Consider the following 13,635-nt stretch of genomic DNA (forward strand, 5'->3'; position numbering starts at 1 on the left):
TACTAGTAGGTACAGCGTCGGAGTCCGGCCTGATAGCGGCCGGGAGTCTCTCCGACGACGGCGACGAAGGCCTCGATGAAGCTGGTGGGATTCGCCCAGCCCAGCCTGGATGACACCGTGGTCACCGCGTGCCCGTCCCCAAGGAGGACGAGGGCGTGCTGGACGCGGAGCATGCTCCGCCACTGCCGGAAGCTCACGCCGAGCTCGTCGTGGAACAGCCTGCTGAGCACGCGTTCGCTGGCGCCGGCGCTCCGCCCGAGTTCGCGCAACGTCGCGGAGCTCGACGGGTCGGCGTGCAGCAGCGAGGTCACCGTCCGCAGCCTGTCGTCGGCAGGCTCGGGCAGGTACAGCTCCTGCTGCGGGGCGTCGACGAGTTCGTCGATGATCAGGCCGCGGAGCCGGTGGCGGGATCCTGATTCGCGAGTCCGCCCGTCGCTGAGCGCCAGGAGTGCCTCGCGCAGCAGCGGTGTCACCGCGAAGACCGACGGCAGCGCGGGCAGGAAGCGGCAGAACCGGATGGGCAGATCGATCCGCCTGACGTCGGTCTCGCCGTACGCCCGATGGGAATGCTCGAAGCCGGGCGGCGTCCAGGTGATCCGGTTCGCCGGCGCGACCCAGGTCCCCCGCTCGGTGGTGGTCGCGAGCGCGCCGGTGGACGGGTAGAGCAGCTGACCTCGGACATGGGTGTGCGGCCCGACCATCTGCCCGTGGACCAGTGATCCCCGGCCGGTGTCACCCGGCTGCAGGCCTCGGCGGAATTCCAGCATGGTTAGTCAGAATACCGGTAGTAGGACACCTCGAACTCGGTGAAACTCGAACCATGTCCACCGTGAAAGAGACCAAACCCGTGCTGATCATCGGAGCAGGTGTCTCCGGCCTCGCGCTCGGCAACTTCCTGCTGCGCGAGGGAATCGGCTGTGTCGTCTTCGAACGACGCAGCCGCGAGTACGTCGAGCACCGGCAACGCGCCGGGGTCATCGACACCAGAGCGACCCGCGCATTCCGGAAACGGGGCCTCGAAGACCGCGTCGGCGACGGGGTACCCACGGAGCCGAACCTCGGCTTCCGCGTCGACGGACAGCCCCGGCCCTTGGGACTCTCCGTCGAGGAACACCGGGAAGGCCGGTTCTGCCCGCAGCAGGTTCTGGTCCGGAACCTCATCAGCGGGTTCCGGCAGGAGGGAGGCGACCTGCGGTTCGACACCGAAGTGACCGTGGAGGACCACGAAAACCCCCGCGTCCGGCTCGGCGACGGGTCGATCATCGAAGGCGACTTCATCGCCGGATGCGACGGCAGCCACGGCGTGACCCGCGCCGCCGTCCCCGAGGACCGGATCACCCGCCACACCCACGAGTACGGCTACGCGTGGCTGGTCATCCTCGCCGAGGTGCCCGCCCACCAGCAGACCTTGATGGCGATCCACCGGCGTGGATTCGCGGCCCAGTTCGGCCGCGGGCCACAAGCGAGCCGGTTCTACCTCCAGTGCCCGCTCAACGACACCACCGAAGACTGGCCGGACGAACGGATCTGGAGCGAACTCGGTACGAGGTTCGGCGAACCGATCACCACGAAGGGCGCGATCGTCGAGAAACAGCTGGTACCACTGAGGAGCGAGGTCCTCAGCCCGATGAGTCACGGCAGGCTCCACCTGCTCGGCGACGCCGCCCACATCGTCCCGCCGATGAGCGCGAAAGGCATGAATCTCGCCCTGTACGACGCCGACGCGTTCGCCGACGCCCTCGTCCACTACTACAAGAACGACGATCCGGGCCTGCTCGACGCCTACTCCGACACCCGCCTGAACGACGTGTGGAACTACCAGGCCTTCGCGACGTGGTTCACCAACACCGTCCACGACGCCGGGGATCCGGGCGATCGAGGAGAATTCCACCATCGGGTCGCCCGCGCGGACTTCGAGCGCCTCTACACCTCCGGCACGGCGAACCGGCTGCTCAGCGAGTTCGTCGCCGGCCTGGCCTGATCCGCTATTTCTTGCTGAGCCGGATGATGCCTTCGCCGCCCTGAACCGCGACGACGACGATCACCTGCCGGTTGATCTGATGGACCATCCCTGGTGGACCGGACACCGCCCCGCCCATCCCGCCGGAAGCGGGCGCGAGACCCACCTTCCCGGCCTGGACCGTCACCGCGAGCGGCCCGGCTCCGCCGTCGTTGGGGATCTGGTCTCCGGTTCGCACCAGCACCTCGCACTCCCCGTCGGCGCAGGCCCTCAGGTCCCGTCCGTCCACCGCGACGAACGGTGAGCCGGACGGGACCGCCGCGTCCATCATCGGGGCGCTCTCCGTGGACGGACTTGCCGCGGCGAAGATCGGCGCTGGAGTGGCCGACGCGCAACCGGAGGCGAGCAGCGCAAGAGGAACCAGGACCAGGCATCTTCGGCGATCGACCATGACCGAGGAACGTAGCCGACACGCGAGCCCTTGGATGCCCCCGAATTCCGCAATCCTGCGGCTGTTCGCCGTGCACCGCGCCTGCCCGGCGCTGCACGTGGTCAGGCAGGTACTGAGCGTGGGAAGAAGGTGTCCCGCTCAGACTTCGGCGCGGGCGATGATCGCCCTGGTGTCCACACCGGACGGAAGCGTCCCGAACGCGACGCCCCAGTCTCCGCCCAGCCGCGACGCGCAGAACGCGTCGGCCACCGCCGGTGTCCCGTGCCGCACCAGCAACGAACCCTGCAGCACCAGCGCCATCGATTCGACCAGCCGCCGCGCGCGGTACTCGATGTCCGACAGATCGGACAGCTCCTTGCGCAGCCTCGCCGCCGCGTCGTCCAGCCGGGCGTCGGCACCCGCCGCCTGCTCGACCTCGGCGAAGTACGCCGCCACCGACTCCGGCTGCTTGGCCATCGCCCGCAACGCGTCCAGCGCCGCCACGTTGCCGGAACCCTCCCAGATCGACATCAGCGGAGCCTCGCGGTAGAGCCGAGGCATCCCCGACTCCTCGACGTACCCGTTGCCGCCCAGGCACTCCAGCGCTTCCACCGCATGCGACGGACCACGCTTGCACACCCAGTACTTCGTCACCGCCAGCCCCAGCCGCCGGAACGCCTGCTCCTGCTCGTCACCCGGCCGGTCGGTGGCCGCCGCCAGCCGCATCCCGACCGTCGTCGCCGCCTCGGACTCCACGACGAGGTCCGCCAGCACATTGCCCATCAGCGGCTGATCCGCCAGGGCCGCGCCGAACGCGCGACGATGCCGCGCGTGGTGGATGGCCCGCACGGCGCCGTACCGCATCCCCGACGCGCTCCCGACCGCGCAGTCCAGCCGGGTGTTGTTCACCATCTCGATGATGGTGCGCACCCCGCGGCCCTCCTCGCCGACCAGCCAGCCGATCGCGTCGTCGTACTCGATCTCCGACGACGCGTTGGACCGGTTGCCCAGTTTGTCCTTCAGCCGCTGCAACCGGATCCCGTTGCGCGAGCCGTCCGGCAGGACACGGGGGAGCAGGAAGCACGACAGGCCACCCGGCGCCTGGGCCAGGGTCAGGAACATGTCCGACATCGGCGCCGAGGTGAACCACTTGTGCCCGACGATCACGTAGCTGCCGTCACCGAGCGGCCGTGCCGTGGTCGTGTTCGCCCGGACGTCGGAACCGCCCTGCTTCTCCGTCATCGACATCCCGGCGATCAGCCCGCGCTTCGTGCTCGGCTCACGCAGCCCGAAGTCGTACTCCGTCGCCGCCAGCAACGGCTCGTACCGCTCGGACAGCTCGGGATTGAACCGCAACGCCGGAACCGCCGCGTACGTCATCGAAATCGGGCACGTGTGCCCGGCGTCGACCTGACTCCACACGTACATCTTCGCCGCCCGCGCCGCGTGCGCACCCGGCCGGGAATCCCGCCACGGCGTCGCGTGCAGCCCGTAGGACACCGCGACGTCCATCAGCTCGTGCCAGTACGGATGGAACTCGACCTCGTCGATCCGGTTCCCGACCCGGTCGTGCGTCTGCAGCACCGGCTCGTTCTCGTTGGCCAGCCTGCCCCATTCCTGGGCCTGCTCGCTCCCGGCCAGCCTGCCGAGCGCGTGCACCTCCGCCACCGCCCAGCCGGCGCCCGCCCGCTCCAGACCCTCCAGCAGGGCCGGATCGGCGGCGACGTCGTACTCCGCCAGCGGCGGCACCTGGTTGGTGACCTCATGAGTGACCGGCATCGGAACCTCCCAAAGAACGCAGGACGAAAGTGCGCAGCCCGGACACCTCGTCCGCACTGCCGGTGGTCAACGGGCCGATCAGCACCTCGGCAGCCGCGCCGACAAGCGCCGCCGCGGTGACCTCGGCGTCCTGGGCGGGGAACACCCCGGACCGGACACCGTCGGCCACGTGCTGGGCCACGACGTCACGGAACGCGCGCCGGAACACCAGCCGCTCGGCCTCGATCGGCGCGTCGACAGGCTCCGCGAGCAGCGCGTACGCCATCCGCGGGGTCTTCAACGCACGGTTCGCGAAGGTGTCGAAGACCGCCACGACCCGCTCGGCCGGTGTCCCCGGCCGCTCCGACACCGTGCGCACCGCCTCGACCTCACGGGTGACGACCTTCCGGAACAACTCCACGACCAGCGCGGCCTTGGTGGGGAAGTGGCGGTACACGCTTCCCACGGCCACCCCGGCCCGCTCCGCCACCGCCGACACCGAGCAACCCGCGTACCCGCGCTCGGCGAGCTGCTCGATGGCGGCGGCGAGAAGGGCGTCACGCTGGGCGTCGAGGCGCTCCTGGACCTTCGGTGTACGTCGGTACGGCACCCAAGAAGTGAAGCACTGATTCACACCTTCAGTCAACGCACCCGAGCAAGCCCCGCGACCGCCTCGGCGATGCCTTTCTTGTCATAGGCGCCGGTCGGCATGGTCGCCGCATGCGCGTGGCGGACCACTCCCTCGCGGTCGATCAGCACGCTCCCTGACTGCTGCAACATCTTCTTCGCCAGCCCGAAAGCCTCATGCGGGGTGCCACCACGGCCGGTGACCACCTGAAGCGACAACCCGCGCTTCGCCCGCCACGCGGCGGCTTCGGCCCGGCCCTCGGGGACGGCGATCAGCACCCGCACATCGGCGGCCGCCAGCTCCCCGGCCCGCCGCGCGAGATCCTTCACATGCCCGGTGCAGACAGGACACGTGGTCGAACGCATGAAGTAGACCAGCACATTGCCGCGGAAGTCCGAAAGCCGGACGGCCTTCCCGGCGGTGTCCTCCAGGACCAGGTCAGGGACGGTGGATCCGATTTCGAGCATGAACGAACTCCTCAACAGACATCGGGATCGGTGAGAAAGGCCCGGACCGTCGCCCGCGCCCGGTGCAGCCGGGACTTCATCGCGGCCGGGCTCAGCCCGAGCGCGTCCGCGACCGCCCGGCCCGGATACCCCTGGATGTCACGCATGATCAAGACGCGACGCTGATCGGCGGGCAACCCGGCGATCGCCGCCGCCACCCGCCGCGCCTCCAGCCGCTCCAAGGCGTCGTCCTCCGCCGAGACCATCGCACCGGAAGCCGCCAGATCGTCCCCGCGCAACGCCCGCTTCGCACGGCGGAGACACTCGTTGCGCACGATCCGGAACATCCACGACGCGAGCGCGCCGGTCGCCCGCAAAGTGCCGATCTTGCGGTACAGGATGATCAACGCCTCCTGCGCCGAATCCTCCGCGTCCTCCGGCGAAGCACACAACGAGCGAGCGAACCGCTGCACATGCGGATGGGAACCCGAGACCAAGGCGGCGATGGCGTCCGCGTCCCCACCCTGCGCCGCCGCGACCAAAGACTCCCTCGGCCACTCGGACTCCACGACGACCTCCTTCTCACGCCGGGCTTGTCCCGGCCCTTACAAGAGCCACGACCCACACGAAAGGATTCAACCCACGCTCGGTGACCCCGCTCACGTCCCGTCCACCACAAGCCCACTTCACCCGATGGCATGATCGCCGTCATGACATGGACCGCCCCCGAGGTGACACGTCCGTCCGGCGACACCGCCGCCGACGAACGCGTTCTCCTGCCCTCCCTGCTGGACTGGCACCGCAGCACCTTCCTCCACAAACTCGCCGGCCTCACCGGAGAACAGCTCGCCACGGCATCGGTCCCGCCCTCGAACCTCACCCTCCTCGGCCTCATCCGGCACCTGGCCAAGGTCGAACGCATCTGGTTCCGGCTGCACTACGCCGCACAGGACATCGGGCCCCTCTACGACCCGGCCCTCGGCAAAGACCACGACTTCGAAGCCCTTGACGCCGATCAGGCCGAAGAGGCCTACGACACCCTCCTCGAAGAGATCCGTCTCGCCGACGAAGCCGCCGCCGGAGGCTCCCTCGACGACACCTTCGACCTCGGCGGCGACCCGTTCTCGCTCCGCATGCTCTACGTCCACATGATCGGCGAATACGCCCGCCACAACGGCCACGCCGACCTCATCCGCGAACGCGTCGACGGCCACACCGGAGCCTAGGAGAGTGACCATGGAATACGGATTCATCGGCGCCGGGGAGATCACCGCCGCCATCGTCGAAGGCCTCAGCAAGGACATCGCCGACCCGCCCTCGATCTACCTCTCACCCCGCAGCCGCAGCGTCGGGCAAGAACTCTCCGCCCGCTTCGCCAACGTCGAAGTCCGCGACAGCAACCAAGCCGTCGTCGACAGCGCCACGACGATCGTCCTCGCCGTCCGCACGCCGATCGCCCAGGAAGTCCTCCAGGCACTCACCTTCCGGCCCGACCACGTCCTGATCAGCGCCCTCGCCGGCGTCTCCCTAGACCAGCTGCGCGACTGGGCCGCCCCCGCCCGCGAAGTCGTCCGGAGCATCCCGCTGCCCCCGGCCGCCCGACGCCAGAGCCTCACCGCCATGTACCCCGACAACCCCGAAGCCCGCACCCTCTTCGACAGCATCGGCGGCAGCGTCGTCCCCGCCGCCGAGAAAGACCTCGACATCTTCAGCGGCGCCACGGCCACCTTCGCCGCCCACCTCGACTACCTCGGCACCATCGCCGCCTGGATGACCGACCAAGGCATCGAGGACACCACGGCGACCGCCTTCACCAGCCACATCTTCGGACAGCTCGGCCAATCCCTGCTCCAGCAGAGCGGCTCCCTCGAAACCCTCACCGGCAAGCACATGACCCCCGGCGGGCTCAACGAACACTTCCTCACCGACCTGCGCACCAACGGCGTCCCCGACACCGTCCGCCAGGCCCTCGACGAGATCCTCGCCAGGCTGCGCGACCAGTGACCGTCGTCGCCAGGCTCCGGGCGGCCGGGTGCGTCTTCGCCGAAGACGAAGCCCGGCTGCTCAGCGCCGAAGCCCGCACACCCGCCGAACTCGACACCATGATCCGGCGCCGCGTCGACGGCGAACCACTCGAAGTCATCCTCGGCTGGGCCGAATTCCACGGACTCCGCATCACCGTCGAACCCGGCGTCTTCGTGCCACGCCAACGCTCCGAACTCCTCGTCCGGCACGCCGTCGCCCTCGCCGGACCAGGAGCGGTCGTCCTCGACCTCTGTTGCGGCACCGGCGCGCTCGGCGCCGCCATCGCCACCGAGCTCCCCGGAATACAGCTCTACGCGGCCGACATCGAACCCGCCGCCGTCCGCTGCGCCCGGATCAACGTCGCCAACGCCGGGGGAGAGGTCTTCGAAGGCGACCTCTACGCACCCCTTCCCGCCTCACTGCGGGGCCGCGTCGACCTCCTCGTCGTCAACGCCCCCTACGTCCCCACCGACGCCATCGCGATGATGCCGCCCGAAGCACGCGACCACGAACCCCGCGTCGCACTCGACGGTGGCCATGACGGCGTCGACGTCCACCGCCGCGTCGCCGCCGAAGCTCTCCAGTGGCTCGCTCCCGGCGGTCACCTGCTGATCGAAACCGGCGAAACCCAATCCGCGAACACCGCGGAAGCCATGGCGCACAACGATTTGAAGCCCGAAGTGAGCACCGATGACGACCTGTACGCGACGATTGTTGTCGGAGCCCGCCACTAAGGTGCCCGCCGTGACCGACTACCTCGACATCACCCGCACCGCTTACAACACCGTCGCGGCCGACTACGCCGAACTCCTCCGCGACCACCTCGCCGGATCCACCTGGGACCGCGCCATGCTCGGCGCGTACGCCGAACTGGTCCAGGCCGCCGGCGGCGGACGCGTCGCCGAAATCGGCTGCGGCCCCGGCCGTATCACCGACTACCTCCACGGCCTCGGGCTCGACATCCGCGGCATCGACCTCTCGCCGGAGATGGTCGCCGTCGCGCGGAAGTGGTACCCGCACCTGGACTTCCAGATCGGGGAGATGCCCGGTTTGTCCTTTGAGGACGGTGCGCTGGCCGGCGTCGTCGCGTGGTACTCGATCATCCACACCCCACGCGAACGCCTGCCGGAGATCTTCGCCGACTTCCACCGCGTCCTCGCCACAGGCGGCCACCTGATGGTCGCGTTCCAGGTCGGCGACGAAGTACGCCACATCGAGCACGCGTACGGGCACGACATCACCTGCGACGCGTACCGGCTCTCACCGGAGAAGATCGCCGAACAGCTGGGGGAGGCCGGGTTCAGTGTGCTCTCCAAGCTTGTCCGTGAGCCGTCCGGAGAGTTCGAGTCCAGCCCGCAGGCCTACCTGATCGCCCGCAAGCCGTAGGTCAAGGACGCCGGGCCTCGACGAGCCAGGCCGCCGAGCCGTAGAAAACGCCTCGGTCGGTCTGGTGCTCGGCAAGATCGGCGCGCAACGTTTCGACGGCCTTCGCGCGGGTGGCGTCGTCCAGGTCGCTCAACCGCCCGCCGTGCTGCTCGACGATGAAATCGGCCGCGTCCTCGACGTCCTGACCGAAGTACATCGGCTTGTTCACCGCGGTGCACCGGACATCGGCGTACCCGGCGGACGTCAGCAGCCCCTCGGTTTCCGCAGGATCGCTGAGCGCGAGATTCACCGACGGAACCTCACGACCGGCCGCGAAGATCGTCCGGAACGTCGTGATCCACTCGTTGAGCCGCAACGGCTGCCACGTCAACAGCACCAGACGGCCCCCTGGTCGCGTCGCCCGAGCGAGGTTGGAGAACGCGGCCAGGGGACTACCGAAGAACATCGATCCATGCCTGCTGATCACCACGTCGAGGCCCGCTTCGGGAAACGCGTGAACCTGAGCGTCCACCTGCTCGAACGAGACGTTGGGAACACGTTCCTCATCAGCGAGCCGCCGGGCGAGGCCGAGCATCTCCCCGGAAAGGTCCACACCCAGCGCGGACCCCTCGGTGGCGAACTGCGCCGCGTCCCGCGTCGTCTGACCGGCCCCGCAACCGACATCAAGGACACGATCGCCCGCCTGGATGTCGGCCGCGGAGAAGAAGACGTCACGGTACGCGGCGACACCGTCGTTGAACCGCTGCGCGCGCTTCGCCCACAGCGCGCCTTCGTCGCCGTTCCACGCCTTCAACATCCGTTCGTTGGACGGATCGACGCGCACAGCGGTGGTCTCGGACATCTCGGTGACCCCCCGGCTCGATTTCCAGGGACGACCCTAGCGTGCCTCGTCAGCGGAAGGCAGCGACATTCCTGGCAGCCCACTCGGCGAACGACCGCGGCGCACGACCGAGCACCCGCTCCACGTCCGAACTCACCCGCAGCTCGGCCGGAGTCGGCGAGCTGATGATGTCCAAGGTGTCGTCCGCAAGCTCCGCCGGCATGCTCTGGACCATCCCCGCCTTGGCCTCGGCACGGGTGAGCTCCTGGAAACGCACCGGAGAACCCAGCACGTCAGCGAGAGCCGCTGCCTGCTCGCGCGGCGTGATCACCGTCGGACCGGTCAGTTCGTACACCTCACCGCGATGCCGATCGTCCACCAGGCAAGCCGCCGCGACCTCCCCGATGTCCGCCGGATCGATGATCGGAACCCCGGTGTCACCGAACGGCGCGGCGACCACCTGCCGCGAGCGCACGGACTCCGCCCACCACAAAGCGTTGGAGGCGAACCCGCCCGGCCGCAGAATCGCCCAGTCCAAACCGGACTCCTTCACCACGTCCTCCAGTTCGCGCATCGCGATCCGCGTCGTGCCGAACGGCCTCGTCGCCACACCCAGCGTGGATAGCAGGACGACCCGGCGAACCCCGCTCGCCGCCGCCCGGTCGATGATGTCGGCCGGATTGGCGCCGGTGGCGTGCAGATCACCGGAAAGCAGCAGGAACAACGCCTTCGCCCCGTCCAAAGCGGGCTCGAGGCCGGCAGGTTCCGCCAGATCCGCCACTACATGCCGACCGCCCTCCGGTGCCGCCGCCGCGTGCCGCGACACCGTCGTCACCTGCTCGCCCGCCTCGACGAGCGCCTCGGTCAACGGCCGGCCGATGTTCCCGGTAGCCCCGGTCACCACGATCATGAACAGCTCCTTCATCCGATGTCCTCTGTGGGTCACGACGCTAGAAGCCGGGCTTACTTTTCGTAAGCACATACCTTGAGGTAAGCTCCCGACGTGGCAGAAGGCGCGCAGTTCACCCAAGCCGGCACCGAGACGCGGTATGAGGTGTTTCACACCGACTGCCCCGCCCGTGACGTCGTCGATCACGTCACCAGCCGCTGGGGAATCTGGGTACTGATCTCCTTGCAGGGCAACGATCTCCGGTTCTACGAGCTACGCGAGAGCATCCGGGGCATCAGCGAGAAGATGCTCGCCCAATCCCTGCGCGCACTGGTCCAGGACGGCCTGATCTGGCGGCGCGTCGAACCGACCACACCACCCCAGGTCACCTACGGGCTGACCGAATTCGGCAAGGACGTCGGCGAGCCGCTGGGGGAGCTGTTCGACCGGATCACCCAACGGCTCGGATCACGCGACGAGGAATGACGGGGGATCGTGACCACAACGGCTCAAGAGGCTTTCCTGCGCGAATTCCACGCCCGGCATCCGGCAGCGACGTCGAGGATGATGAGCCACGGCCGCGCACCCGACGGGCGGTCGAGCTACGAAATCCTCAGAGATCACGTCTCAGGACACGTCCGGGTACTCGACCTTGGCTGTGGTGACGGCTTCCTTCTCGACCTGCTCGTCAAGAGCGGCCACCAGGCCGCCGGAGTCGACCTCTCAAGCGCCGACCTTGCTCTCGCGCGTCAGCGCCCCTCACTCCGCGGCGTGCCGCTGACGACAGGACGAGCACAGGAACTGCCTTTTGCCGACGACAGCTTCGACGCGTGCGTCTCCCACATGGCCTTCATGCTGATGCCCGACATCGACCAGGTCGCCGCCGAACTGGCCAGGGTCCTGGCTCCCGGTGGACACCTGGCGCTGATCGTCAGCAGCGGCCAAGCAGGCGGAAGCGGAAGCTACGAGCTGTTCCAGAAACTGATCCGCCCGGCGTTCGACGGCGCCCCGCCGGAACAGCAGATTCCCCCACTGGGCGACAAGCGCACCCTGCACCGGGATGGCATCGACGAGATTCTCGTCCCCGCCGGCTTCTCACCCATCGCCTGGGACACCGAACCCATCGACCTCGGCGGCACCGCGGAACAGGTGTGGTCACGCCTCTCGATGATCTACAACTTCATGCCACTCGACCCTGCGGTCGTACGCTCGCTCGAAGCGGAATTCCTGACACAGGCAGCGAAGCTGGCCGACGCCGACGGCAGGGTTCCCTGCACGATGAACGTCCACATTGCCGACACAAGCCTGTCTCAACTGGGGTTCTCGCGCTGATTGGCGTTGAAGCGCGCCTTCTTCTGACGATTCCCGCAAGTACCCATATCGCACCATTTACGCGTGCGGCTCTGACTGGTGTCGAAAAACGCGGCCTGGCACGTCGGCGAGGCGCACAAGGCCAGCTTTCCGTCTCGCTCGCCGGAGATCACGCTGATCGCGTCGGCGGCGATCACACCAAGGGCGTCTTCCACGCAGGACGCCGAACTCAGACGCCACTCACGAGTGCCCTCGGGTGTCAGTACAGCCGCGGCCCGACCCTGGATGCTGCGGTCATTGATGATCCGGACAGCGGACGCCGGGGGAGCGTCGTGGATCGCCGCCGCGGTCGCGGCCGCGTGAATCGATTCCCTCAGCTCCCGAGCCAGTTCGAGCTGAGCCGTGGTGCAGGAGTCCACGGCGAGACCGCTCACCGCCAGCCAGTCGACGAGCCTCTGCGGCGTGGGTATGCGCTCGAGGGCCTCGCCGCAGCGCTCCGTCAACGTCGCCGTGAAGCTGGTCGCCAGCACGCTACCGAGGCGGAAATCAGGAAACCCAGCAGCCATGGAACCACCTTAGCCGGTTGCACCCTGACCTCGCGACGTGTTAGAACCGTCTTAGCCGGTTCCGCAATGGTCAGGAGGTCACATGCCCCGTTCAACCAGCGACGTGCAAGCATTCGAAGCCCGCGCGACCGACGCCGAACTCGACGATCTGCGCGCACGATTGGCCGCGGCGCGACTGCCGGAAGCCGAGACGGTCCACCGCCCCGCACCCGACCCACGCCGATGGGACCAGGGCGTCCCGCTCGCCGACCTCGTCGATGTCGTGAACTACTGGCGCACCGAGTACGACTGGCGGCCGTTCGAAGAGCGCCTCAACGACATCGGACAGTTCCGCACGACCATCGACGGTCTGGGAATCCACTTCCTGCACCGCCGGTCCACGCGCGCCGATGCCACTCCGCTGATCCTCACCCACGGCTGGCCAGGCAGCGTCGCCGAATTCATCGACATAGCGGACGAACTGGCCGATCCCCAAGACTCGGACACACCGGCGTTCCACGTCGTGATTCCGTCACTGCCAGGATTCGGCTACAGCGACAAACCCGCCACCACCGGGTGGGGGACCGAAAAGATCGCGGCCGCATGGGTGGACCTGATGGGAAGGCTCGGCTACGACAAGTTCGTGGCACACGGGGGAGACTGGGGAGGCAACATCACCACGGTTCTCGCCGGCCGGTTCCCGGAACACGTCCTCGGCATCCACACGACCTTCGCGGAGGGACTACGCGGACTGACGACGGATGGGCTGACCGCAGTCGAACGCAGGTGGACCGAGGAAACGCACGACTTCTGGCACCACCGCGCGGCGTACGCGAAGCAGCAGGCGACTCGGCCTCAGACCATCGGCTACTCACTCGTCGACTCACCGGTCGGGCTTCTCGCCTGGATCCTCGACAAGTTTGCCGAGTGGACGGACACCGAAGACAGCCCGTTCGAAACCATGTCCAGGGACAGGATTCTCGACGACGTCACTCTGTACTGGCTGACGCGAACCGGTGCGTCGTCGGCCCGCATCTACTACGAAAGCCACAACTCGCTGGACCCCGAACTTCGAGTCGACGTCCCGTCGGCGATCACCATGTACCCCCGCGACATCGAGAAGTATCCGCGTCCCTGGGCGCAGCAGCGCTACCGGCAGATCGTTCGCTGGAGGACGCCCGAAGCCGGGGGACACTTCCCGTCGCTGGAGATGCCCGAGTACTTCGTCAAGGACCTGCAAGAAGGCCTCGCGGCCGTTCTGTCTGCGTCCACCACACGTTTTGAAGCGCCGGGGAGCGCTGACATCTCGACTACTTGACATAATGTACATTATCGGCACTTTGGCTGACCTGGATATCGAGGGTCGAGAGGGGTCCTCAGGAGCGTCTGGAGGGAGCTTTCGCCGCATGTCACGCGGGGAAAGCTCCCTGCGCCACG

Annotated in this window: 17 protein-coding genes; 8 read left to right on the plus strand and 9 right to left on the minus strand. The window is 68.0% G+C overall.

The genetic code is table 11. From position 1 onward, the window contains the following. Positions 1 to 2: 2 nt before the first annotated feature. Positions 3 to 767, minus strand: coding sequence for an AraC family transcriptional regulator (locus AMYAL_RS0131705; RefSeq protein WP_020635312.1), 765 nt, complete (start codon positions 765 to 767; stop codon positions 3 to 5). Positions 768 to 820: 53 nt separating this feature from the next. On the opposite strand from AMYAL_RS0131705, the gene AMYAL_RS0131710 reads away from it, so the two are divergent. Continuing rightward, positions 821 to 1,981 (plus strand): 4-hydroxybenzoate 3-monooxygenase, encoded by a 1,161-nt coding sequence (locus AMYAL_RS0131710; RefSeq protein WP_020635313.1) that lies wholly within the window; start codon positions 821 to 823, stop codon positions 1,979 to 1,981. 4 nt (positions 1,982 to 1,985) lie between these two features. Here the strand turns inward: AMYAL_RS0131710 and AMYAL_RS0131715 are convergent, their stop codons facing one another. From AMYAL_RS0131715 to AMYAL_RS0131735, 5 genes are all read right to left on the minus strand, one after another. Then, positions 1,986 to 2,411 (minus strand): hypothetical protein, encoded by a 426-nt coding sequence (locus AMYAL_RS0131715; RefSeq protein ID WP_051137574.1) that lies wholly within the window; start codon positions 2,409 to 2,411, stop codon positions 1,986 to 1,988. Positions 2,412 to 2,549: 138 nt separating this feature from the next. After that, complete coding sequence (locus tag AMYAL_RS0131720) at positions 2,550 to 4,169, minus strand: acyl-CoA dehydrogenase family protein (protein ID WP_020635315.1); 1,620 nt, start codon at positions 4,167 to 4,169, stop codon at positions 2,550 to 2,552. Then, positions 4,153 to 4,758 (minus strand): TetR/AcrR family transcriptional regulator, encoded by a 606-nt coding sequence (locus tag AMYAL_RS0131725; protein WP_020635316.1) that lies wholly within the window; start codon positions 4,756 to 4,758, stop codon positions 4,153 to 4,155. The genes AMYAL_RS0131720 and AMYAL_RS0131725 overlap by 17 nt, the downstream gene beginning before the upstream one ends. A gap of 32 nt (positions 4,759 to 4,790) precedes the next feature. Beyond that, positions 4,791 to 5,243 (minus strand): peroxiredoxin family protein, encoded by a 453-nt coding sequence (locus tag AMYAL_RS0131730; RefSeq protein ID WP_020635317.1) that lies wholly within the window; start codon positions 5,241 to 5,243, stop codon positions 4,791 to 4,793. 11 nt (positions 5,244 to 5,254) lie between these two features. Further along, entirely contained in the window at positions 5,255 to 5,791 is a 537-nt protein-coding gene (locus AMYAL_RS0131735) for an RNA polymerase sigma factor (RefSeq protein ID WP_020635318.1), read from the minus strand. Positions 5,792 to 5,920: 129 nt separating this feature from the next. Between AMYAL_RS0131735 and AMYAL_RS0131740 the strand changes: the two genes are divergently transcribed. From AMYAL_RS0131740 to AMYAL_RS0131755, 4 genes are read left to right on the plus strand one after another with little or no spacing between them, the layout of a single operon-like run. Beyond that, a complete protein-coding gene (locus AMYAL_RS0131740) occupies positions 5,921 to 6,448 on the plus strand; it encodes a DinB family protein (protein WP_020635319.1) in 528 nt (175 codons plus the stop codon). A 10-nt stretch (positions 6,449 to 6,458) separates the two neighbouring features. Next, entirely contained in the window at positions 6,459 to 7,226 is a 768-nt protein-coding gene (locus AMYAL_RS0131745; RefSeq protein ID WP_020635320.1) for an NAD(P)-binding domain-containing protein, read from the plus strand. Continuing rightward, a complete protein-coding gene (locus AMYAL_RS0131750) occupies positions 7,223 to 7,981 on the plus strand; it encodes a putative protein N(5)-glutamine methyltransferase (protein WP_020635321.1) in 759 nt (252 codons plus the stop codon). Before AMYAL_RS0131745 ends, AMYAL_RS0131750 begins: the two co-directional genes overlap by 4 nt. A gap of 10 nt (positions 7,982 to 7,991) precedes the next feature. After that, the gene (locus AMYAL_RS0131755; protein WP_020635322.1) at positions 7,992 to 8,633 is read left to right on the plus strand and encodes a class I SAM-dependent DNA methyltransferase; all 642 of its coding nucleotides are present in this window, start codon (positions 7,992 to 7,994) and stop codon (positions 8,631 to 8,633) included. 1 nt (position 8,634) lies between these two features. Here AMYAL_RS0131755 and AMYAL_RS0131760 read toward each other — a convergent pair whose 3' ends face one another. Beyond that, positions 8,635 to 9,474 carry a class I SAM-dependent methyltransferase gene (locus tag AMYAL_RS0131760; protein ID WP_020635323.1) on the minus strand — a complete coding sequence of 280 codons (840 nt, stop codon included), beginning with the start codon at positions 9,472 to 9,474 and terminating at the stop codon, positions 8,635 to 8,637. Between the two features lie 49 nt (positions 9,475 to 9,523). Continuing rightward, entirely contained in the window at positions 9,524 to 10,363 is an 840-nt protein-coding gene (locus tag AMYAL_RS0131765; RefSeq protein WP_026467612.1) for an SDR family oxidoreductase, read from the minus strand. A gap of 93 nt (positions 10,364 to 10,456) precedes the next feature. Here AMYAL_RS0131765 and AMYAL_RS0131770 point away from each other — a divergent pair, with 93 nt between their 5' ends. Beyond that, positions 10,457 to 10,828, plus strand: a complete 372-nt coding sequence (locus tag AMYAL_RS0131770; RefSeq protein WP_020635325.1) for a winged helix-turn-helix transcriptional regulator — start codon at positions 10,457 to 10,459, stop codon at positions 10,826 to 10,828. Positions 10,829 to 10,906: 78 nt separating this feature from the next. Beyond that, positions 10,907 to 11,674 carry a class I SAM-dependent methyltransferase gene (locus tag AMYAL_RS0131775; protein ID WP_245193171.1) on the plus strand — a complete coding sequence of 256 codons (768 nt, stop codon included), beginning with the start codon at positions 10,907 to 10,909 and terminating at the stop codon, positions 11,672 to 11,674. Here the strand turns inward: AMYAL_RS0131775 and AMYAL_RS0131780 are convergent. Continuing rightward, a complete protein-coding gene (locus AMYAL_RS0131780) occupies positions 11,653 to 12,219 on the minus strand; it encodes a CGNR zinc finger domain-containing protein (protein ID WP_020635327.1) in 567 nt (188 codons plus the stop codon). The genes AMYAL_RS0131775 and AMYAL_RS0131780 overlap by 22 nt on opposite strands. Positions 12,220 to 12,301: 82 nt before the next feature. Here AMYAL_RS0131780 and AMYAL_RS0131785 point away from each other — a divergent pair, with 82 nt between their 5' ends. After that, positions 12,302 to 13,516, plus strand: a complete 1,215-nt coding sequence (locus AMYAL_RS0131785; protein ID WP_020635328.1) for an epoxide hydrolase family protein — start codon at positions 12,302 to 12,304, stop codon at positions 13,514 to 13,516. The last annotated feature ends 119 nt before the right edge of the window (positions 13,517 to 13,635 follow it).

Origin of the sequence: Amycolatopsis alba DSM 44262 (assembly GCF_000384215.1) — a bacterium.
GTDB lineage: Bacteria > Actinomycetota > Actinomycetes > Mycobacteriales > Pseudonocardiaceae > Amycolatopsis > Amycolatopsis alba.

Excerpts from the sequence above, each read along its gene's own strand:
- AMYAL_RS0131705 (WP_020635312.1), bottom strand. The coding sequence starts at position 767 with ATGCTGGAATTCCGCCGAGGCCTGCAGCCGGGTGACACCGGCCGGGGA.
- AMYAL_RS0131710 (WP_020635313.1), top strand. The coding sequence starts at position 821 with ATGTCCACCGTGAAAGAGACCAAACCCGTGCTGATCATCGGAGCAGGT.
- AMYAL_RS0131715 (WP_051137574.1), bottom strand. The coding sequence starts at position 2,411 with ATGGTCGATCGCCGAAGATGCCTGGTCCTGGTTCCTCTTGCGCTGCTC.
- AMYAL_RS0131720 (WP_020635315.1), bottom strand. The coding sequence starts at position 4,169 with ATGCCGGTCACTCATGAGGTCACCAACCAGGTGCCGCCGCTGGCGGAG.
- AMYAL_RS0131730 (WP_020635317.1), bottom strand. The coding sequence starts at position 5,243 with ATGCTCGAAATCGGATCCACCGTCCCTGACCTGGTCCTGGAGGACACC.
- AMYAL_RS0131740 (WP_020635319.1), top strand. The coding sequence starts at position 5,921 with ATGATCGCCGTCATGACATGGACCGCCCCCGAGGTGACACGTCCGTCC.
- AMYAL_RS0131745 (WP_020635320.1), top strand. The coding sequence starts at position 6,459 with ATGGAATACGGATTCATCGGCGCCGGGGAGATCACCGCCGCCATCGTC.
- AMYAL_RS0131760 (WP_020635323.1), bottom strand. The coding sequence starts at position 9,474 with ATGTCCGAGACCACCGCTGTGCGCGTCGATCCGTCCAACGAACGGATG.
- AMYAL_RS0131765 (WP_026467612.1), bottom strand. The coding sequence starts at position 10,363 with ATGATCGTGGTGACCGGGGCTACCGGGAACATCGGCCGGCCGTTGACC.
- AMYAL_RS0131775 (WP_245193171.1), top strand. The coding sequence starts at position 10,907 with ATGATGAGCCACGGCCGCGCACCCGACGGGCGGTCGAGCTACGAAATC.
- AMYAL_RS0131780 (WP_020635327.1), bottom strand. The coding sequence starts at position 12,219 with ATGGCTGCTGGGTTTCCTGATTTCCGCCTCGGTAGCGTGCTGGCGACC.
- AMYAL_RS0131785 (WP_020635328.1), top strand. The coding sequence starts at position 12,302 with ATGCCCCGTTCAACCAGCGACGTGCAAGCATTCGAAGCCCGCGCGACC.